At 73.3% G+C, this 1,032-nt stretch carries 1 protein-coding gene; it reads left to right on the forward strand.

What is annotated here, in order from left to right:
- Positions 1–372: 372 nt before the first annotated feature.
- On the forward strand, positions 373–933 hold the full coding sequence (locus HW445_RS32410; protein WP_180224314.1) for an NADAR family protein: 561 nt from the start codon (positions 373–375) through the stop codon (positions 931–933).
- The last annotated feature ends 99 nt before the right edge of the window (positions 934–1,032 follow it).

Below are 1,032 nucleotides of genomic sequence, written 5' to 3' on the forward strand. Positions count from 1 at the left end.
GGCCCTCCGGGCCGGGGAGGGACGGGCCGGGGAGGGAGCCGGGGAGGGTCGGTCGGGCTCGTACTGCTCCATGCGCGTGGCGCCCTTTCGGGTGTGCCCTTTCGGGAGGTGCCGACAGGAGGCGGTCCGCCACCGGTGCGGCGGCCCTGGAACGTCCGTCCGGCCGTACGGGGCGGCGGGCGGGGACGTTGCGGCGTGGTGCCTGGTTACCGGCATGGGCCGGACTGGGTGCCGATCCTGACAGAGCGACGGCACCTCAACAAGGGATTCCGTTGTTGCCTTTTGGTTAATCGACGGAATCTGTCGACGAGGCGTCGGCGGGACATGAAAATCAAGGGCTCGGTGTCAGTGGCTCGTGCGATCGTGAGGGGCATGCGAACGTCTCAGGTGCGGTCCGTCGAGGACCTGACCGGCCTGCTGCGCTCCGGCGCCCGGGCCAAGTTCCTGTACTTCTGGGGTCACCGCCCGCAGAAGGGCGGCGGTGTCGGCGCGGGCTGCCTCAGCCAGTGGTGGCCGGCCCCGTTCACCGTGGACGGCACGGTCTACGCGACGGCGGAGCACTGGATGATGGCCGGCAAGGCCCGCCTCTTCGGCGACGCCGAGGCGGAACGCCGGATACTCGAGGCCGGCAGCCCGGCGCAGGCCAAGAACGCGGGGCGGCTGGTCCGCGGTTTCGACGAGGCGGTGTGGGAGCGCGAGCGCTTCGGCATCGTCGTCGAGGGCAGCGTGCACAAGTTCGCCGCCCACGAGGACCTGTGGGCCTTCCTGCGGGGCACCGGCGACCGCGTCCTGGTGGAGGCGAGCCCGCTCGACCGGGTCTGGGGCATAGGCCTGGCCGCCGCGGACGAGCGCGCCCAGGACCCCGGGCGGTGGCGTGGGCTCAACCTGCTCGGCTTCGCCCTGATGGAGGCCCGGGACCGGCTGGCCCGCTGAGGCCCGCCGCGTCCCGTGGCGCCGGGTGCGGGCGGCTGTGCCGTGCACCCGGCGCTCGTGGGGAGTCCTCGTGGCGGTGCGGAAGCCGGCCGTGCCGGA

Origin of the sequence: Streptomyces sp. UH6, assembly GCF_013421635.1 — a bacterium.
Classification (GTDB): domain Bacteria; phylum Actinomycetota; class Actinomycetes; order Streptomycetales; family Streptomycetaceae; genus Streptomyces; species Streptomyces abyssomicinicus.

Excerpts from the sequence above, each read along its gene's own strand:
- HW445_RS32410 (WP_180224314.1), top strand. The coding sequence starts at position 373 with ATGCGAACGTCTCAGGTGCGGTCCGTCGAGGACCTGACCGGCCTGCTG.